The organism is Bradyrhizobium sp. STM 3561, assembly GCF_045571455.1.
Classification (GTDB): domain Bacteria; phylum Pseudomonadota; class Alphaproteobacteria; order Rhizobiales; family Xanthobacteraceae; genus Bradyrhizobium; species Bradyrhizobium vignae.
The window spans coordinates 2,848,188-2,866,568 of record NZ_CP120695.1; the positions used below are offsets into that span (position 1 = coordinate 2,848,188).

Genomic DNA, 18,381 nt, shown 5'->3' on the forward strand with positions numbered 1-18,381 from the left:
CGGCAATTCCGTCACCGGATCTCCTCCCGCTTCGCCGCATTCCAAAGCGCGTCCATCTCCGCGAGCGAGGCGTGCTCCAGCGTGCGGCCCTGCGCTTTCAGCGCGCGCTCGATATAGGCGAAGCGGCGTTCGAATTTGGCGTTGGTGGTGCGCAGCGCGGCTTCCGGATCGGCATCAACATGACGAGCGAGGTTGACCAGCGCGAACAGGAGATCGCCGGTTTCTTCCGCCAGCTCCTGTTTGTCGTTACGGTCCAGCGCGGCCTCGATCTCGTCGGTTTCCTCACGAATCTTTTGCAGCACCGCGCGCGGGTCGTTCCAGTCGAAGCCAACGGTGGAGGCTTTGCGCTGCAACTCCATGGCGCGGGTCAGCGCCGGCTGGCCGGCCTTGACGCCTGATAGCAGCGATTTGTGCGTCGTCGTCTCCTCCGGGGGCCGGCGTGCGGCGCGCTCGGCTTTCTCTTCGGCCTTGATGCGGTCCCAGACTTCCTTGACGTGAGAGGAGGCGAGATTGCCGTCCTTGTCGGCGAAGACGTGGGGATGGCGGCGGATCATTTTGCGGGTGATGGCCTCGACCACGTCCCCAAAATCGAACGCGTTCTGCTCCGACGCCATCTGGGCGTGGAACACGACCTGGAGCAGGAGATCGCCGAGCTCCTCTCTGAGATCGTCGAGATCGCCACGGGTGATGGCGTCCACCACCTCATAGGCTTCCTCGATCGTGTAGGGCGCGATCGTCGAAAAATCCTGCTCGAGGTCCCAGGGGCAGCCGGTCACCGGCGTGCGCAGCGCCGCCATGATCTCGATCAGGCGGGAAATGTCGCGGGAAGGGGTCATTGCGGGGCAGTCTCCTAGGCTCCAAGGCCTTATGCCAAAAGCGGGCCGCCGTTCCCAGCGGGGCGCAGCGGAACAGATCGATTTCCACCGATTGGCGGCCCCGTTCCATGGTGCTAAAGCGCGGGCCATGAGTGACGCATCATCCTCCGAAACCGCGCTGGTGCTGTTCTCCGGCGGCCAGGATTCCACCACCTGCCTCACCTGGGCGCTCAGCCGCTTTGCCCGCGTGGAGACGTTGGGGTTCGACTACGGCCAGCGCCATGCCATCGAGCTCGCCTGCCGTGACCGCCTGCTCGACGGCATCAAAGCGCTGCGCGCGGATTGGGCTGCAAAACTCGGCGAGAGCCATACCCTGTCGATTCCGACGCTCGCGGCCGTCTCCGAGACCGCGCTGACACGCGACGTCGCGATCGCGATGGGCGCGGACGGCCTGCCCAATACCTTCGTGCCGGGCCGCAACCTCGTGTTCCTGACCTTCGCCGCGGCGCTGGCCTATCGACGTGGGATCAGCCACATCGTCGGCGGCATGTGCGAGACCGACTATTCCGGCTATCCCGATTGCCGCGACGAGACCATCCGCGCCATGCAGGCGGCGCTCTCACTCGGCATGGCCAAGCAGTTCGAGCTGCATACGCCTCTGATGTGGATCGACAAGGCCGCGACGTGGAAGCTGGCGCATGATCTCGGCGGCGACGGCCTGGTCGATCTCATCCGCGAGCAGTCCCACACCTGCTATCTCGGCGAACGCGGCGCACAGCACGATTGGGGCTATGGCTGCGGCGAGTGCCCGGCGTGCAGCCTGCGGGCGAAGGGATGGCGGGAGTATGTGGCGGGGCGGAAATAGCGCTCCAATCTTCGCTGTCATTCCCCGCGAAGGCGGGGAATCCAGTACGCCGCAGCTTCTCGGTATCCCACGAGCGTCTCTGGAATACTGGATCACCCGCCTTCGCGGGTGATGAGATGACAATGTTGGTTGGGGCGACAGTATCCACGCGACGCGGAGGTGATTACCCCGCAAAATCCTCGTCCCGCAGCTCGATCGGCTTGCCGTGCGGCGTGCGATCGGCCGCATGATCCCAGGCGTCGCGATAGCGATGCAGCGTCTCGATCGAGGCGACGCCCTTGCGCGCGACGAGGCCCTCAAGCGTGGCGAGCCAGTGCAGATAGTACGTCTCGCCCGTATCGGGATCGCCGGCCGCCTGCGCGCACTTGATCTCGTCGGCAAGGGCGGCGGCCCATTCGGGCCAGGTGAACACACCACGCTCGTGGAGCGTCAGCGCCATCGCGAACGCATGCGCCTCCCAGGGCGCGCGGAACACCGGGCCTTCGTCATCGCGCGGAATGCCCGGGATCGCTGCCGTCGCGGCGGCAGCGGCGCTACCACTCATCACACCGGCTCCAGATAGGGTTCGAACGCGTCGATCGAAACCTTCAACGTGGGATCACCATCCTCGCCCCAGAGATCGCGGCCCTCGAAGACGACGGTGTAGAGCCATTGCGGATTCTCGCCGCGCTCCATCGCCGCCGTGTCCGGAAACACATGGCAGCCATGGTTCAACTCGACCACGCCGACATGCCCACGCACGTAGCGCGGCAGCCGCGTATGTGTCGCCGGATGGATGCTCTTGGCGCGCACGCGATCGCCGATGCTGAATTTCGCCGGGGCCGGGGCAGGGCGAGCGAACTTTCCGCGCACCATCACGCGCTCGACGTTGGAGAGATCGAACTTGCCATGCTTGAGCGCCTTTCCTGGCTGCATCGCGTGGCCGGCGGCGACCTCCTCTCTTGTGAGGTAGCCTTTCTCGATCAGCATCTCCTCGAGCCCGAGAAACCATTTCTCGTAATAGGAGCTTGAGAGATAAACATCCGGCGGCAAGGTCTCGCGATAGAAGCGCGACGTGTCGATGTTGAAAGCGCCGGCCGCGCCCATCGCACGCACCATCGCCAGGACACGCGATTCCCAATCCGCGTGGAACATCGGCTCGTTCGGCTCGGGCTCGATCTTGCCGAACCCGTCCATGCCGCCCATGTCGTGCACGCCGTTCACGACGGCGCTCCAGGCCTGCGCGGAAAGCCGGTGCCGATCATGGAGTCGCGGGTAACGAGCTCAGCGAGCTGCTCCTCGCTCCAGCCCTCGGTGCCCTCGGGTCGCATCGGCAGCACCAGGAAGCGCGTCTCGGCGGTGGAATCCCACACCCGGATTTCGATGTCCTTGGGCAGCGCGATGCCGAAATCGGCGAGCACGCCGCGCGGATCCTTCACCGCGCGCGAGCGGTAGGGCGCCGCCTTGTACCAGACCGGCGGCAGCCCCAGCATTTCCCAGGGGTAGCAGGAGCACAGCGTGCACACGACCATGTTGTGACGCTGCGGCGTGTTCTCGACCACGACGAGATGATCGCCGACGCGGCTGACATGGCCGAGCGTGCCGATCGCCTTGCTGCCGTCCTCCAGCAGCGCCTTCCTGAAGGCCGGATCGGTCCAGGCTTTTGCGATGACGCGCGCGCCATTGTGCGGGCCGATCTTGGTCTCATAGGCCTGGATGATGGCATCGAGCGCGGCCGGTTCGACATAGCCTTTTTCGGTGAGGATCGTCTCGAGCGCGCGTACGCGCAGCTCGGTTTCGGACAGCTCGGAATGGTCGTGATCGTGGTCGTGATGATGCTCGCTCATGGCGCGAAGATAATCCCAGAATCCGGGCCTTGTCGAGGCGAAGACTCTGCTAACGTCGCGCCATGGGCTGGGCTGCACGAACCGGAATATACGCCGCAATCGCGGCTCTTGTCGCACCTGCGGCGCAGGATGCGCGCGCGGCGAATGGCGCCTATGCCGTGGATGCCGCCGATATCTCCGAGGTCGGCTCCTGCAAGGTCGAAAGCTGGCTGTCGACTGCTTCCAACACGGATTTCGCAGCAGTTGCCAATCCCTCCTGCGTCGTCGATCCCTTCACGCCGATCGAGCTGAGTATGCAGACCATTCGGGCCCGCAGCGATGGCGACTGGAGCGCGACGCTGGCTCCGAAAGCCAAGACCAACTTCATCCCGACCGGAATCGGGCGCTGGGGATTGTCGGCCTATGGCGGTGGATCATTCGATGCAGCGACCGGCGAGGCGTTGTCCGCCTTTGTGGTCATACCAGCGACCTTTCGCCTGTCCGAGACCATGCGCGTCAACGTCAACGCCGGCTGGCTCTGGGATCGCACCGTCGATCGCCACTACCTGAGCTACGGCATCGGCTTCGACTGGAAGTTCACCGACACGTTGCAGTGGACGATCGAGGCTTACGGCCAGGCCGGCGCGTCCCAGGTCGCGAGCATCGTGCAGCCGCGCTTTCAGACCGGCGTGCGCTACCGGCCAAACGAGATATTCTCCGTCGACGTGATCTACGGCCGCAACATCACCGGCGAGAACGCCAACTGGGTCACCATCGGCACAACGATCAGGTTTCCTGTCGGTGGTAGCGAGCCGGAGCACCGGCGCACCGGGCATTTGTGAGCCTCTCGGAAAATCAGGCACTTAGCGGCAGAACCCGCTTCTGGCCATTGATCGCGCCGCGGACAATCCGTATACGCCGCGATGGGACAAGAGCGGCCCGGCCAACGGACCGCTTGATTTGACGACAATCGAGGGGAGGGCCATGGCCGCTAGCTCGCAGGCGCCTGAGGCGAAGGGATTTCGCTGGAAGCTGATCGCGCCGCTCATGGTGTGGCTGGCGATCTATCTGTGGCCCGTGCCCACGGGGCTCAACGTCAATCAGTGGCACTATTTCGCCGTGTTCGCGGCCGTCATCACCGGGCTCATCCTGGAATCGATGCCGGTCGGCGCGGTCGGGCTGATCGGACTCACCGTCGCCGGCATCAGTGGCTATATCGACCCCGATCCGACCAAATCGCTGCGCTGGATGCTGGCAGGCTTTGCCGAGAGTACGGTCTGGCTGATCGTCGGCGCCTTCGTGTTCTCGATCGGCTATCGCAAGAGCCAACTCGGCCGGCGCATTGCGCTGGTGCTGGTGCAGCGGCTTGGCCGCAACACGCTCGGCCTCGGCTATGCGGTGGCGATGTCCGACTTCGTGCTCGCGCCGGCAACGCCGTCGAACACGGCACGCAGCGGCGGCATCGTCTATCCCATCATCAGCAACATCCCGCGCATCTATGGCTCCGAGCCGGGGCCGACCGCCGGCAAGATCGGCACTTATGTGATGTGGACCGCGTTCGCCGCGACTGCGGTCACGAGCTCACTGTTCTTCACCGCGCTCGCGCCCAATGCGGCGGCGCTGGCGATCGCCAAGAAGACCGTCGGGGTCGAGGTCAGCTGGGGCCAGTGGTTCCTGGGCTTTGCGCCGCTCGGAATCCTCCTGATGGTGCTCGTTCCGCTGCTCAGCTACGTGGTTTGCCGTCCCGAGGTGAAGCGCAGCCCGGAAATCTCCGAATGGGCGGCGAAGGAGCTGACGGCGATGGGACCGATGTCGCGCAACGAGTGGATCATGCTGGCGCTGATCGTGCTCGCGATGTTCCTGTGGATCGCGGGCTCGAGCCCGGACATCCACGTGCCGTTGCTCGGCTCGAACTTCGTCAACGCCACCACCGTCGTCTTCATCGTGATCTCCTTGATGCTGGTCTCCGGGGTGATCGAATTTGCCGACATCGTCGGCGAGAAGAGCGCCTGGGAGGTGTTCTTCTATTTCACCTCGCTGTTGACGCTGGCGTCGGGTCTCAACGAGATCGGCTTCATCAAATGGTTCGCGACCGAATACGCCAAGCCGCTCGCGGGCCTGTCGCCGTCGACCGCGATGATCCTTCTGGTCGCGCTGTTCTTCTGGATCCACTATTTCTTCTCGAGCATCACCTCGCATGCCGCCGCGGTGCTGCCCGTGGTGCTCGCGGTCGGCTCGGGCATCGCGGACCTGCAGGTCACGACGCTTGCCATGCTCTGCATGTATTCGCTCGGCCTGATGGGCGTGATCTCGCCTTACGCAACGGGGCCGGCGCCGATGTATTTCGGCAGCGGCTATATCGGGAAGGGGCAGTTCTGGGCTTTTGGGCTGATCTTCGGGCTGCTTTATTTCGCAGGGCTCCTGCTGATCGTGCTGCCTTGGTTGCGGGTCCACTGAGGAGGGTGGGGAGGGTGCCTCCCGCAGATGAATTTTCTTCGTACGCGAGAGATTGGGAAAACTTCGTCCAACTCCCCGCAAATATCTGATATTGCATGAAAGACCGGAAACGGCGATGGTGCGTGCTGCGGTGCAGCGCGCTCCCCTGAGCCGGCATCTCACTTTCACCCCCGTCGCTCCAGCGACCTGGTTCCCGTATGCCCCTGAGCGGCGCGGGCAAGCGAATTATTGTGCATGAAGGCCGCCTCCATGAACGCTCACCAATCGCTCGCGATCGGAAGACCGATCGAAACGCTTGAAGCGATTTCACCTGCTCCGACCGAGCCGGACGCAATGGTCCGTTTCGAAGCCATCTCAAAAACCTATCCGGCCTATCGCGGCAAGCCCGGCGTCAACGCGCTGCAAGACATCGACTTTGCGATTCCGCGCGGTTCCATCACCGGCGTGATCGGCCGCTCCGGCGCCGGCAAGTCGAGCCTGGTGCGGCTGATCAACGGGCTGGAGAAGCCGACCACGGGCCGCGTGATCGTTGACAACAGGGATATCTCGGCGCTCGCCGGCCGCGAACTACGGTTGGCGCAGCGCTCGATCGGCATGATCTTCCAGCACTTCAACCTGCTGTCCTCGCGCACGGCCGCCGGCAACATCGCGCTGCCGCTCGAGATCGCCGGCTGGACCAAGGCGGACATCAAAGCGCGCGTCGCCGAACTGCTGGCGTTGGTCGGCATCGCCGACAAGCACGATCGCTATCCGTCAGAGCTCTCCGGCGGCCAGAAGCAGCGCGTCGGCATCGCGCGGGCGCTGGCGACCCGACCGAGCGTGCTGCTGTCGGACGAGGCCACCTCGGCGCTCGATCCACAGACCACGCGGGCGATCCTCGATCTGCTCGCGAACATCAACCGCGAGCTCGGCGTGACCATCGTGCTGATTACCCACGAAATGTCCGTGGTGCGCCAGCTCGCCAGGGAAGTGGTGGTGCTCGATGGCGGCCATGTCGTGGAGAGCGGCCATGTCGCGGACATCTTCACCCACCCGAAGCATCCGATCACCCAGTCCTTCCTGGCCGAGGTGATCGGCGACAGCTTGCCCGTGTCGCTGGCGAGCCGGATGGCTTCAGAGCCGTCCGCCGGCGGGCAGGCCGTGATCCGCGTTCAGGTGCGTGGGGCAGGGGCCGGCGATACCGTGGTGGCCCGGCTCGCCCGCGACCTCGGCCTGGACGTCGCGCTGCTGTCGGCCCGCATCGACGAGATCGGCGGCCAGCATGTCGGTTCGCTCACGCTCGGAATTCCCGGTGGCGAGGACGCGGTGACGCGAACGCTCGCCTGGCTCTCTCAACACCAATTCTCGGCGGAGCGTCTCGGCTATGTCGCCTGAACTCATCAATTTGATCATCCAGGCCACGGGCGAAAGCCTGTACATGGTCGGCATCGCAGCGCTGCTCGGCACCGCCTTTGGCCTGCCGCTCGGCGTGTTCCTCGCCACCAGCCGCAAAGGCGAGTTGTTCGCGGCCCCGCTCGTCAATCGCGTGCTCGGCATCGTCGTCAATGCGACGCGGTCCACGCCCTTCATCATCCTCGTCGTCGCCATCATTCCGTTCACCCGCCTCATTGCCGGCACCTCGATCGGATCGACCGCTGCGATCGTGCCGCTGACGATCGCCTCGACGCCGTTCATCGCACGCCTGGTGGAAGCCGCGATCCGCGAGGTTGACGGCGGCCTGATCGAGACCGCGTCCTCGTTCGGCGCTTCGCCGCTTCAGATCGTGTTCAAGGTCCTGATCCCCGAGGCGCTGCCGGGTCTGCTTCTGGCGCTGACGCTCGCCGTGGTCAGTCTGCTCGGCTACTCCGCGATGGTCGGCGCGGTCGGCGGCGGAGGGCTCGGCGATCTCGGTATTCGCTACGGCTATCAGCGCTTCATGCCGGAGATGATGCTCGCCGTCGTGGTCGTGCTGATCGCGTTGGTGCAGCTCGTCCAGAGCGCCGGCGATTATCTGGCACGCCGGGTCAACCGCCGGCTGCGGCATCGCTGAGCCGTTTCCAGATGTTGCGAACAGGCAGAGTCTCGTCTGTCTGGAAACATTCCAAACTCCGAAGCACGCCTGAGCGCATTGGCCGCAGGTGCTGCGCACACGTCTGGAGAAATTCTAACACCGCTCCTATCGCACTCGAAAACCGCCTGAGTTAGGGCAGGGCATCAAAAACGATACCGGCGAAGCCGGCAGTGCGTGGGGTCTCGAAAGACGTGACCGACTTCCAACTTTCTTCGCGTGGATGCACGCGTCGTCGACAGATTCAGGTGCTTTTCCTCGGGGCGGTCAGCACATTCTCTCTCGTCGTTCCCTTCGGTTATGTGAAGGCGCAGACGCAAATTCCCGAAGTCACCGTGGAAGCGCCGGAGCAGCGCGCCCGTCCGGCGGCGCTTGCTTCGTCGCGAAGGGCTGCGGCGACACGCACCGCACGCGCCAATCGTCGCGTTCCGGCGCAGCAGGCTGCGCCAGCCCAGTCGGCGTCATCGAACGGTGTCACGGGCGAACGCGCCAATGGACCGGTGCGCGGTTTCGTCGCGACGCGGAGCGGCACCGCCACCAAGACTGATACGCCGCTGATCGAAACGCCGCAGTCGGTGTCCGTCATCACCACAGATCAGATCAGGAACCAGGGCGCCGTCTCGATCGGCGAGGCCCTGCGCTACACCGCCGGCGTCAGCGGCGACGTCAATGGCGGCTCGGACACCCGCTTCGGCGGCCTCCAGATCCGCGGCTTCGACATGACCATGCCGGGACTCTACGTCGACGGCTTGCGGATTCCCTCCAGCAACTACGTGCATTTCAACGGCCTCGATCCCTATGGCGCCGAGCGCATCGAGGTGCTCAAGGGCCCGTCCTCCGCGATGTATGGCGGCAGCGGCACCGGCGGCATCCTGAACTACGTGACCAAGCTGCCGACGGCGCAGCAGTTCGGCGAGGTCTCGATCTCCGGCGGCAGCTTCAACCGTTATCAGGGTCAGTTCGACGTGGGCGGCCCCGCCAACAAGGAAGGCACCGTGCTGTGGCGCCTGACCGGCGTCGTGCGCGACGGCGAAACCCAGGTCGATTTCAGCAAGGACAACCGCGTCTTCATCGCGCCCGCAATCACCTTCAAGCCGAACGAGGACACCACCATCACCTTGCTCGCCAACTACCAGAAGGATCGGGCAGGGTGGGGCCTTCAGTTCCTGCCGGCCTCCGGCACGGTATGGCCGAACAACGGGCGCACCATTCCGGTCTCGTTCTTCGCAGGCGTGCCGAGCTTCGACGCGTTCAATACCGAGATCGCAACCGCCGGCTACCAGCTCTCGCACGATCTCACCGACTATCTCACGTTCCGGCAGAACCTGCGCTACGCCTATCAGCACAACGAGGAAAAGGTGTTTTACGGCGGCGGCTATACCGACGAGGCCGCGGGGCAGCTCGCGCGTTATGGCAGCTACAGCAACTCCTACATCAACTCCTTTGCGATCGATAATCAGCTCCAGGGCAAGTTCAACACCGGCATTCTCAGCCACACCACATTGGTCGGTGTCGACTACCGCAACACGCGGTTTCGCGACACCGCCTTCGGCGTCACGACGTCGGCGCCCGAGATCAACGTCTTCAATCCGGTCTACAGCTACGACTGGACCATCGGTGCGATGAGCGACAACACCGGCGTCAAGCAGTCGCAGGTGGGCCTCTATGCGCAGGATCAGATCAAGCTCGGCCGGCTCTCGTTCCAGCTCGGCGGCCGTCAGGATTTCGTGACGACGCAGGTCGATAACGGCATCGTCAACACCACGGTCGCGAAGGATGCTTCGGCCTTCACCGGCCGCGCCGCCGTGATGTACAATTTCGACAACGGCGTCGCGCCCTATTTCAGCTACTCGGAATCGTTCCTGCCGGTGCTCGCGACCGGTTTTGGCGGACAGATGCTCAATCCCGAGACGGGCGTCCAGTACGAGGTCGGCGTCAAGTACCAGCCGCTCGGCTGGAACGCACTGTTCACCTTCGCCGCGTTCGACCTGACGCGCGACAACGTCGTCACCTACGTGCCTGCGGCCACCTTTGCCGAACAGACCGGGCAGGTGAAGTCGCGCGGCATCGAGCTCGAAGGCACGATGTCGCTCGCCGACGGCTGGAACCTGCGCGCGGCCTATGCCTATGTCGACGCCATGGTGACGCAGGATCCGGTGAATGTCGGTAAGGCGCCGGTCACCGTGCCGCTCAACCGCGCTTCGCTGTGGAGCGACTACACGCTGCAGAACGGGCCGCTCGCGGGCCTGCAGTTCGGCGGCGGCATCCGCTACGTGGGCGCGACCTGGGGCGATGATGCCAACACCTTCAAGGTGGGAGCCTCGACCGTGCTGGATGCGCTTTTGGCCTACACCCATGACAACTGGCGCCTGTCGCTGAACGTGACCAACCTTGCCGACACGCGCTATGTCGCTGCGTGCTACAGCCTGGCGGGCTGCTTCTATGCCGAGGGGCGCAAGGCGATCGGCAAGCTGACCTATCGCTGGTGAAATCGAAGACGGTCCGGCACTGGGGGGCCGGACCTGCTGGATGAGAGTGGAAGACGATGAGAGCGATATTCGGCAGGCTGCATCGCTGGGCGGGACTGCTCACGGCCGGATTCCTGTTCTTCTCCGGCATCACCGGCGCGATCATCTCATGGGATCACGAGATCGACGACGTCCTGAACAGCCATCTGTTCGACGTCGGCAGCAAAGGCCCGGCGATTCCCTCGATCGAGCTCGCCAACATGATCGAACAGCGCGATCCCCGTGCGCGCGTCGTTTATCTCTTCATGACGCCGGAGCAGGGCCACTCGCTGTGGTTCTTCGTCATGCCGCGTATCGATCCCGCAACCGGCAAGCGTTACCCGCTCGACTACAATCAGGTCTTCCTCGATCCCAACACCGGTGCTGAGCTTGGCCGGCGCTATTGGGGCGCAGTGTGGCCCGTCACGCGCGAGAACTTCGTCTCGTTTCTTTACAAGCTGCACTACACGATGCACATCCCGGAGTTCTGGGGCAGCGACCGCTGGGGCATGCGCGTGCTGGGCGTGATCGCCATCATCTGGACCATCGATTGCTTCGTCGGCTTCTACCTGACGCTGCCCTCGCGCCCGCGCGCCAAGGCCGCGCGGGCGCCTGAAGTCGCACGCCAGCTCGAGCGCGGCTTCTGGGCGCGTTGGGCTCCGGCTTGGACCATCAAGACCTCGGGCAGTGCGTACCGGATCAATTTCGACATCCACCGCGCCTTCAGCCTCTGGACCTGGGGCGTTCTGTTCATCATCGCCTTCACGGCGTTCTCGCTGAACCTCTATTTCGAGGTGTTCTCACCGCTGATGAAGATGGTGTCGAACTACACGCCGACGCCCTATGAGCAGCGGCCGTATCGCGATCTCGACGATCCGATCGAGCCCAAGGTCACCTTCGCCGACATCGCCGCACGCGCCGCTGCCGACGGCAAGGCGCGGGGGTGGACCACCCCGGTCGGTTCGATCAATTACGGCCCCGCCCATGGCGTCTATGCCGCCGCCTTCTTCCACCCCGGCGACGACCACGGCGCCGGCGGTGTCGGCCCGGCGCAGCTCTATTACGACAGCGAGGACGGCCGCCCCATTGGCGAGCGGCTGCCCTGGGTCGGCACCGCCGCCGACATCTTCGTACAGGCGCAGTTTCCGCTGCATTCGGGCCGTATCGTCGGACTGTTCGGCCGCATCCTGATCTCGGTCATGGGCCTCGTGGTGGCGGCGCTCTCGGTGACTGGCGTCGTGATCTGGTGGCGCAAGCGCCGCGCCCGTGTTCGCGTGCGCGAGACCGCCGCGATGCGCCTGACGCGGCAGCAACTCACGCCGGCAGAGTAGGGCACGCGCATTCCGTCAAAGGATGAACCTTCATAGCCGGCACCGGCACAAAGACTGAAGATCGTCCACAGTCTTCCGGAATTGCGATGAGATCGCTTGCCTTGCTCTGCCTGCTCGTCTTCGGGTCCTGCGCACATGCGGCTACACCCGAGCAGCACTATCTCGACCTGCGCGATCGCTACATCGTCAAATTCTCGAAGGCCAAGGAGAGCGAGGACACCTCGAAGCAGCATGACGCGGCGCTCAGAGAGCTCGCCGCTGCGCTGCGCGCACTGGTGGGCCCGGTCACGATCAAGGGGCTTCCGGCCGACGGCAAGTCGAATGTCGACACGCTGTTCAAGGGAGACATCGGCTTCGGTCATCTCGACGGCCTCGGTTTCGCCACCGAAGGCGACAAGCTGCAAGCGGTGGTGACCACGACCGGGCTGCTCGAGCACTGGCTTTCCGAGCACCGCGAGGACGGCATGCCGCAGGAGATCAGCGCGGCGCTCAGGTCGGACCGGTTCTACTATTACGCCATTCAGGACGCCGCCTTCGCGAAATATGCTGACCTGCCCATCACCAAGCCTAGCGGCGCGAGCGCCGCGGTCGCGGTGCTCGGCGTGCGTGGCAATGGCAGCCTCAAGGGGCCGCCCAGCGAGATTGGCGTGGTTGCGGTCCAGGGCGACAAGGTCTTCTACCTTGCCGCAACCGATGCCGTGAAGACCGCCGAGATCCCGCCCTGCGAGAAGATCTGGAAGCAGATGATGGCCAAGAAGACCCCGCAGGACGCTATGGCCCGCGAAGACCAGGCGATGGACGCCTACACCAAGTGCTTTGCCAAGGAAGCGCCGAGCCAGAGCTGGTTCGCGGCCGCCGTCAAGAAGGCGCAGAGCCAGCTGGATCTGCTGCCGCTGCGCTAGAGCCTGGCCGGCCCGACGTGTGGTGTCGGCCACGTGAGAATCAATTTCACGACGAAATCACGCTCGAACGATTACCAAAGCACGGTGCCGCCAGATCAGCGGGCATGGCATCGACTCAGGCTCCTGCGCGCCCTATAAAGGGTTTTTCGCCGTGCCACTTTATCGCGAGTATTTCTGAAGAACAATCATCCCCATATTGGAATCGATGCCGTCGATTGGGAGCATAAGCGGCGATGACACCACAGATCGAGTACGTTCTCGGCGCCACGGTCCTGTCGATCGCGCTTGGTCTGCTGATCGGCTTTGCTTACGCGCGCGGCTACCACGGGATGTTGCTCTCGGCCTCGTTCGTTCACGCCTGCGTCGTCATTGTGCCGCTGACAGCGTTGGTGATGCACACGATCCGCTCGGCCACGGCGTTCGACAACGCCAACCGGGCCATGGGCGAGGGGTTCGCCTTCGCGTTGATCGGCCTTCTGGGCCTCATCCGGTTTCGAACGATCGTCCGCGACACGCGAGAGTTCACCTTCGTCTTCATATCGATCGTGACGGGCGTTGGCATCGGAGGCGGCCAGTTCGTTCTGACCGCCGGCGGATGCGCATTCGTGCTGATCCTCCTGATCGTTTTGGAGCGCATAAAATTCGGCACGCCCCGCGCGCCCTCGCTGCGCGTCAGGGCGACGGGCGCCGAAGATGCATTCGCGCAGTACGAAACCGCCCTGAGCCGCGTTGCCGAACGCGTCAATTCCGTGTCTTTGCGGCACACAGCTGAGCGCGGCACGACCTACGCGTTTGAGATTGTCGCCGGCGCCGGACAAGACATCCCGACCATCGCCGCGGCCGTTCGCGTCGTACCAGGAACGTCGGAGGTCAACGTCGTTCGCCTGCAGCGTGGCAAAGGCCCGGAAGGGGATGGGGATTGATACTTGCGGAAACGTCGGCAAGTCGATCCAGACGACGCGGCCCATCCGGGCTGTGAGGGACCTCGCGTCGCGCCAAGCGGCAGGCCTGGATCGGCCGCCAGAACAGTTCGACCGGTACGGCTACGCGAGCCCGCTACCGCCGCGATTCCACCCACGGCCGCCTTCGCCAAAGATCTCGTACCCGTCCGACGTCACGGCGACTGTGTCCTCGAGCTTGATGAAGCCGCGCTTCGGATGCTTCATCGTGGTCTCGATCGAAACGACCATGCCGGGCTCGAGCGGCAGGCGGGCGTCGGTGTCGTCGTAGGGCACCGGACCCTTGGCGGTCAGGCGAGGGGCCTCGTGGCTGACGAGGCCCATGCCGTGGGCCAGGAACTCGGTGCAGTCACGCTGGGTGATCTGCGCAAGCTGCCGTTCGGCGGCGACATAGATGTCGCCTCCGAAGGCGCCCGGACGGATGGTGGCAAAGGCGGCGCGCTGGACGGCCTCGATCTCGGCCAGGTAATCCTTGAGCTCGGCGTCAGGCTCGCCCAGCACGGCCATCCGGGCGAGGTCGCCGATATAACCCTGATAATTGCCGCCGGAGTCCAGCGACAGCGCCTCACCTTGCTCCCAGCGCTGCGATGATGGCGCTCGGTTGTGGCTGCTGCCGCACGCGAGCAGGCAGTATTCGAAGGTGAGGCCGCGATTGACCTCGGCGAGGCGCAATGCATCCGACAGTTGCCGCTTGGTCGTGCCCCGACCGTGCCCGGCGATCACGGCCAGCATTGATGCGACGACAAGCTCTGACGCCGTCTTGAGCTTCGCCAATTCCTCCACCGACTTGACCGCTCGCAGCCGCTCCAGCACCAGCACCGCGTCCTTGAGCTCGGCGCCGGGCAGGACGTCGGCCAGCGCCTTCCCTGCATCCATCGGCAGGAATGGCATCTCGACCCCGACCCGCCGCAACGACACGCCCGCCTGCCGGATCAGTTCTGCAGCCCGCATGATGGCGTCCACCGAACCGTTGGATTCGGTTCGGACCTGCGGCACCCAGAGCGGCGCGACGGCGCGCTGATGGCTTTCCAGCCGGTGGCCGACATAGACGGATTTCTCGGGCGCACCCTTGGGATAGACCAGCACCGGCAGATAACGGCTAACTCCCAGGGCATCCATATAGTCGAAGAAGATCGCACGCTCGGCGCCCAGCAGGTACTGCACGTTGTGCTTGGAGGTCGCGATCAGGATATCAAGTCCGGCCGCCTCCATGAGACGGTCGAGCTTGGCGGCATCGAATGGAATGGCACGCGAGGCAGCAGCGCGGGCAACGGTCTCTTGCATGACGATCCTCCAAGGGCCGCTGCGGTTCGGTCTGCCGGCACATTCCTGTTCGCAGCCATTCGAATAACGGTCGGATGATCGGTTGGCTCCCAGCCAGGGCAAGGAGGGTCCCGTCTGCGCGCCATATCCAAAATTCGCATAAGGTATATTATGGAATATCTTTATTTCCAATTAGATCAATTGTTTAGACGAAACTCCTGCTACTGTATCTCGGCCTGAGCGCTGTGTTCGGTCCGCCTTCCGACCGCCGTCTCAGCTCTTGCCGGCTACTGTGCATGGGGTTGTTTTGCAGATTCTGCATCCAGCCCCATCTCTCCAAAAGCCGATATTGCCGTGACCTTGCCCGGCTGCAATAAGCGAGGCTTCCGCGAGATCGCAGATGACCTTAAGGCCGACCGTCCGTATAGGTTTGCATCTCAGAACAACAACAAACCTTCCGAGGAAGCAGACCCATGGTCCTTTCAACGCGCTTTTCCCGACGCACGCTTCTCAAGGCCTCCGCCGCGACCGCGGTCCTGGGCGGCCTCGGTGCGCCCCATGTGGCCCGCGCCCAGAGCGCCGAGTTCACCTACAAATACGCCAATAACCTGCCTGACACCCATCCGCTGAACGTGCGCGCCAAGGAGATGGCGGCGGCGATCAAGAGCGAGACGAACGGCAAGTTCGACCTCCAGATCTTCCCGAACAACCAACTCGGGTCCGACACCGACATGCTGAGCCAGATCCGCTCCGGCGGGGTCGAGTTCTTCACGCTGTCAGGCCTGATCCTGTCCACCCTGGTGCCGGCGGCGTCCATCAACGGCATCGGCTTCGCGTTCCCGGACTACGACACGGTCTGGAAGGCCATGGACGGCGACCTCGGCGGCCATGTCCGCGGCGAGATCAAGAAGGCCGGCCTCGAGGTCATGGACAAGATCTGGGACAATGGCTTCCGCCAGACCACGTCCTCGACCAAGCCGATCACCGGCCCTGATGACCTCAAGGGCTTCAAGATCCGCGTGCCGGTGTCGCCGCTGTGGACCTCGATGTTCAAGGCGTTCGACGCAGCGCCCGCCTCGATCAATTTCAGCGAGGTCTATTCCGCGCTGCAGACCAAGATCGTCGAGGGCCAGGAGAACCCGCTGGCGATCATCTCGACCGCGAAGCTCTACGAGGTGCAGAAGTACTGCTCGCTGACCAACCATATGTGGGACGGCTTCTGGTTCCTGGCCAACCGCAGAGCCTGGGAAAAGCTGCCCCAGGACGTGCGCACCATCGTCGCCAAGAACATCAACGCCGCCGCGGTCAAGGAGCGTGAGGACACTGCCAAGCTCAACGCCAACCTGCAGCAGGAGCTCGCGGGCAAGGGCCTGACCTTCAACCAGCCCGCGGTCGGGCCGTTCCGCGACAAGCTGCGCACCGCCGGCTTCTATGCCGAGTGGAAGGGTAAGTATGGCGATCAGGCCTGGGACCTCCTTGAAAAGGCCGTCGGCAAGCTGTCGTAACGTCTTGGGGCCGTCATGGCTCATGTCGAGATCGAGGTGATCGAAGTGACGGGCGAGGCGGCTGTTCAGTCCCCTCGCCGACGTTCGTTGCTGGCGTCACTTGAACGCGCGCTCGGTCTCCTCGTCGAAATCCCGGCGGCGATCCTGGTCGTCGCCGAGATCCTGATCCTGTTTGCCGGCGTGGTCGCGCGCTACGGTCTGCACCGGCCGCTGATCTGGTCGGACGAGCTCGCTTCGATTCTCTTCCTGTGGCTCGCGATGCTGGGCGCGGCGGTCGCATTCCGCCGCTCCGAGCACATGCGCATGACCGCGGTCGTCGCGAGCGCCAGACCCGCGATGCGGGCCTATCTCGATCTGATCGCGATCTCGGCCGCGCTGGCGTTCCTCGCACTGATCGTCTGGCCGTCCTGCGACTATGCCTACGAAGAGAGCTACATCACCACACCGGCGCTGCAGATTTCCAACATGTGGCGCGCGGCCGCGCTGCCGGCCGGCGTCGGCCTGATGGCGGCTTTTGCCGTGCTCCGGCTGCTGCGCGCGGCCGACTACCGAATGGTCGCAGCCGCCGTGCTGTCGGTTGCGGTCGTGATCGGCCTGTTCTGGCTGGCGGAGCCGCTCCTGCGGCCGCTCGGCAATCTCAACCTCGTCATCTTCTTCGTCGGCGTCGCCGGCTTCTGCGTCTTTGCCGGTGTTCCCATTGCGTTCGGGTTTGGGCTGGCGATCTTCGGCTATCTGGCGCTGACCACGCGCACGCCCGTCATGGTGCTGGTCGGGCGCATGGACGAGGGCATGAGCCACCTGATCCTGCTCTCGGTGCCGCTGTTCGTGTTCCTCGGGCTCCTGATCGAGATGACCGGCATGGCGCGGGCGATGGTGGCGTTCCTGGCGAGCCTGCTCGGGCATGTCCGCGGTGGCCTGCATTACGTGCTGGTCGGCGCGATGTACCTGGTCTCCGGCATTTCCGGCGCCAAGGCCGCCGACATGGCCGCAGTTGCGCCCGTGCTGTTTCCCGAGATGAAAGAGCGCGGCGCCAAGCCCGGCGATCTCGTCGCGCTGCTGGCGGCGACGGGAGCCCAGACCGAGACCATCCCGCCGAGCCTCGTGCTGATCACGATCGGCTCCGTCACCGGCGTCTCGATCGCAGCGCTGTTCACAGGCGGCCTGCTGCCCGGTGTCGTGCTCGCGATCACGCTGTGCATGCTGGTGTGGTGGCGCTACCGCCGCGAGGACATGAGCCATGTCCGCCGTGCCACTGCTTCCGAGATCGGCAGGACCTTCATCATCGCCCTGCCCGCGCTCGCGCTGCCCTTCGTGATCCGCTACGCCGTAGTCGAGGGCATCGCGACGGCGACCGAGGTCTCCACCATCGGCATCGTCTATGGCGCTCTCGTCGGCCTCCTCGTCTACCGTCGCTTCGACTGGCGGCGGCTGTTTCCGATGCTGGTCGAGACGGCGGCGCTGTCGGGTGCGATCCTCCTGATCATCGGCACGGCGACCGGCATGGCCTGGGGCCTGACTCAATCCGGCTTCTCGCGTTCGCTGGCCGCCGCCATGACCGGATTGCCGGGCGGGGCCGCGACCTTCATCGCCGTGTCGATCCTGGCCTTCACCATCCTCGGCAGCGTGCTGGAGGGCATACCGGCGATCGTGCTGTTCGGCCCGTTGCTGTTCCCGATCGCACGCGCCGTCGGCGTGCACGAGGTGCACTACGCCATGGTGATCATCCTCGCCATGGGTATCGGGCTATTCGCCCCGCCCTTCGGCGTCGGCTATTATGCCGCCTGCGCCATCGGACGCGTCGATCCGGCCGAAGGCATCGGGCCGATCTGGGGCTATCTGCTGGCGCTGCTGGTGGGATTGATCGTGGTCGCGATCTTCCCCTGGATATCGATCGGATTCCTTTGAGACGCATTTGAGGAGGGTGT

At 64.5% G+C, this 18,381-nt stretch carries 16 protein-coding genes; 11 read left to right on the top strand and 5 right to left on the bottom strand.

Features of this window, described 5'->3' with window-relative positions; all coding sequences use genetic code 11:
• Positions 1 to 11: 11 nt before the first annotated feature.
• Positions 12 to 836: a nucleoside triphosphate pyrophosphohydrolase gene (gene mazG / locus P6U28_RS13330; protein WP_122403280.1), complete on the bottom strand. Its 825-nt coding sequence runs from the start codon at positions 834 to 836 to the stop codon at positions 12 to 14.
• Between the two features lie 127 nt (positions 837 to 963).
• Between mazG and queC the strand changes: the two genes are divergently transcribed.
• Positions 964 to 1,680, top strand: coding sequence for a 7-cyano-7-deazaguanine synthase QueC (gene queC, locus P6U28_RS13335; protein ID WP_122403279.1), 717 nt, complete (start codon positions 964 to 966; stop codon positions 1,678 to 1,680).
• Between the two features lie 163 nt (positions 1,681 to 1,843).
• Here the strand turns inward: queC and P6U28_RS13340 are convergent, their stop codons facing one another.
• From P6U28_RS13340 to nthA, 3 genes are read right to left on the bottom strand one after another with little or no spacing between them, the layout of a single operon-like run.
• Entirely contained in the window at positions 1,844 to 2,224 is a 381-nt protein-coding gene (locus P6U28_RS13340) for a nitrile hydratase accessory protein (protein WP_162500280.1), read from the bottom strand.
• On the bottom strand, positions 2,224 to 2,883 hold the full coding sequence (gene nthB / locus P6U28_RS13345; protein ID WP_122403277.1) for a nitrile hydratase subunit beta: 660 nt from the start codon (positions 2,881 to 2,883) through the stop codon (positions 2,224 to 2,226). Before nthB ends, P6U28_RS13340 begins: the two co-directional genes overlap by 1 nt.
• Entirely contained in the window at positions 2,880 to 3,506 is a 627-nt protein-coding gene (nthA, locus tag P6U28_RS13350; RefSeq protein ID WP_122403276.1) for a nitrile hydratase subunit alpha, read from the bottom strand. Before nthA ends, nthB begins: the two co-directional genes overlap by 4 nt.
• Before the next feature lie 62 nt (positions 3,507 to 3,568).
• On the opposite strand from nthA, the gene P6U28_RS13355 reads away from it, so the two are divergent.
• From P6U28_RS13355 to P6U28_RS13390, 8 genes are all read left to right on the top strand, one after another.
• Entirely contained in the window at positions 3,569 to 4,327 is a 759-nt protein-coding gene (locus P6U28_RS13355) for a hypothetical protein (protein ID WP_122403275.1), read from the top strand.
• Positions 4,328 to 4,469: 142 nt separating this feature from the next.
• The gene (locus tag P6U28_RS13360) at positions 4,470 to 5,942 is read left to right on the top strand and encodes a DASS family sodium-coupled anion symporter (protein ID WP_122406674.1); all 1,473 of its coding nucleotides are present in this window, start codon (positions 4,470 to 4,472) and stop codon (positions 5,940 to 5,942) included.
• Positions 5,943 to 6,191: 249 nt separating this feature from the next.
• Entirely contained in the window at positions 6,192 to 7,316 is a 1,125-nt protein-coding gene (locus tag P6U28_RS13365) for a methionine ABC transporter ATP-binding protein (RefSeq protein WP_407122420.1), read from the top strand.
• Positions 7,306 to 7,971, top strand: a complete 666-nt coding sequence (locus tag P6U28_RS13370; protein WP_122403274.1) for a methionine ABC transporter permease — start codon at positions 7,306 to 7,308, stop codon at positions 7,969 to 7,971. Before P6U28_RS13365 ends, P6U28_RS13370 begins: the two co-directional genes overlap by 11 nt.
• Positions 7,972 to 8,489: 518 nt before the next feature.
• Positions 8,490 to 10,478, top strand: coding sequence for a TonB-dependent siderophore receptor (locus tag P6U28_RS13375; RefSeq protein ID WP_162500600.1), 1,989 nt, complete (start codon positions 8,490 to 8,492; stop codon positions 10,476 to 10,478).
• Positions 10,479 to 10,534: 56 nt separating this feature from the next.
• Complete coding sequence (gene fsrB / locus P6U28_RS13380) at positions 10,535 to 11,827, top strand: siderophore utilization protein FsrB (RefSeq protein WP_122403272.1); 1,293 nt, start codon at positions 10,535 to 10,537, stop codon at positions 11,825 to 11,827.
• 86 nt (positions 11,828 to 11,913) lie between these two features.
• On the top strand, positions 11,914 to 12,729 hold the full coding sequence (locus P6U28_RS13385; RefSeq protein ID WP_122403271.1) for a hypothetical protein: 816 nt from the start codon (positions 11,914 to 11,916) through the stop codon (positions 12,727 to 12,729).
• Between the two features lie 233 nt (positions 12,730 to 12,962).
• Complete coding sequence (locus P6U28_RS13390; RefSeq protein WP_122403270.1) at positions 12,963 to 13,652, top strand: DUF4956 domain-containing protein; 690 nt, start codon at positions 12,963 to 12,965, stop codon at positions 13,650 to 13,652.
• 120 nt (positions 13,653 to 13,772) lie between these two features.
• Here P6U28_RS13390 and P6U28_RS13395 read toward each other — a convergent pair whose 3' ends face one another.
• A complete protein-coding gene (locus P6U28_RS13395) occupies positions 13,773 to 14,972 on the bottom strand; it encodes a Xaa-Pro peptidase family protein (protein ID WP_122403269.1) in 1,200 nt (399 codons plus the stop codon).
• Positions 14,973 to 15,424: 452 nt separating this feature from the next.
• On the opposite strand from P6U28_RS13395, the gene P6U28_RS13400 reads away from it, so the two are divergent.
• Positions 15,425 to 16,456: a TRAP transporter substrate-binding protein gene (locus P6U28_RS13400; protein WP_122403268.1), complete on the top strand. Its 1,032-nt coding sequence runs from the start codon at positions 15,425 to 15,427 to the stop codon at positions 16,454 to 16,456.
• Between the two features lie 15 nt (positions 16,457 to 16,471).
• Positions 16,472 to 18,361, top strand: a complete 1,890-nt coding sequence (locus P6U28_RS13405) for a TRAP transporter large permease subunit (protein ID WP_122403267.1) — start codon at positions 16,472 to 16,474, stop codon at positions 18,359 to 18,361.
• The last annotated feature ends 20 nt before the right edge of the window (positions 18,362 to 18,381 follow it).

What these genes read in the sequence shown, in the direction of transcription:
- P6U28_RS13365 (WP_407122420.1), top strand. Translation starts at nt 6,192, where the DNA reads ATGAACGCTCACCAATCGCTCGCGATCGGAAGACCGATCGAAACGCTT.
- P6U28_RS13400 (WP_122403268.1), top strand. Translation starts at nt 15,425, where the DNA reads ATGGTCCTTTCAACGCGCTTTTCCCGACGCACGCTTCTCAAGGCCTCC.
- P6U28_RS13395 (WP_122403269.1), bottom strand. Translation starts at nt 14,972, where the DNA reads ATGCAAGAGACCGTTGCCCGCGCTGCTGCCTCGCGTGCCATTCCATTC.
- queC (WP_122403279.1), top strand. Translation starts at nt 964, where the DNA reads ATGAGTGACGCATCATCCTCCGAAACCGCGCTGGTGCTGTTCTCCGGC.
- nthA (WP_122403276.1), bottom strand. Translation starts at nt 3,506, where the DNA reads ATGAGCGAGCATCATCACGACCACGATCACGACCATTCCGAGCTGTCC.
- P6U28_RS13340 (WP_162500280.1), bottom strand. Translation starts at nt 2,224, where the DNA reads ATGAGTGGTAGCGCCGCTGCCGCCGCGACGGCAGCGATCCCGGGCATT.
- P6U28_RS13405 (WP_122403267.1), top strand. Translation starts at nt 16,472, where the DNA reads ATGGCTCATGTCGAGATCGAGGTGATCGAAGTGACGGGCGAGGCGGCT.
- fsrB (WP_122403272.1), top strand. Translation starts at nt 10,535, where the DNA reads ATGAGAGCGATATTCGGCAGGCTGCATCGCTGGGCGGGACTGCTCACG.
- P6U28_RS13360 (WP_122406674.1), top strand. Translation starts at nt 4,470, where the DNA reads ATGGCCGCTAGCTCGCAGGCGCCTGAGGCGAAGGGATTTCGCTGGAAG.
- mazG (WP_122403280.1), bottom strand. Translation starts at nt 836, where the DNA reads ATGACCCCTTCCCGCGACATTTCCCGCCTGATCGAGATCATGGCGGCG.
- P6U28_RS13385 (WP_122403271.1), top strand. Translation starts at nt 11,914, where the DNA reads ATGAGATCGCTTGCCTTGCTCTGCCTGCTCGTCTTCGGGTCCTGCGCA.
- P6U28_RS13390 (WP_122403270.1), top strand. Translation starts at nt 12,963, where the DNA reads ATGACACCACAGATCGAGTACGTTCTCGGCGCCACGGTCCTGTCGATC.
- P6U28_RS13370 (WP_122403274.1), top strand. Translation starts at nt 7,306, where the DNA reads ATGTCGCCTGAACTCATCAATTTGATCATCCAGGCCACGGGCGAAAGC.
- P6U28_RS13355 (WP_122403275.1), top strand. Translation starts at nt 3,569, where the DNA reads ATGGGCTGGGCTGCACGAACCGGAATATACGCCGCAATCGCGGCTCTT.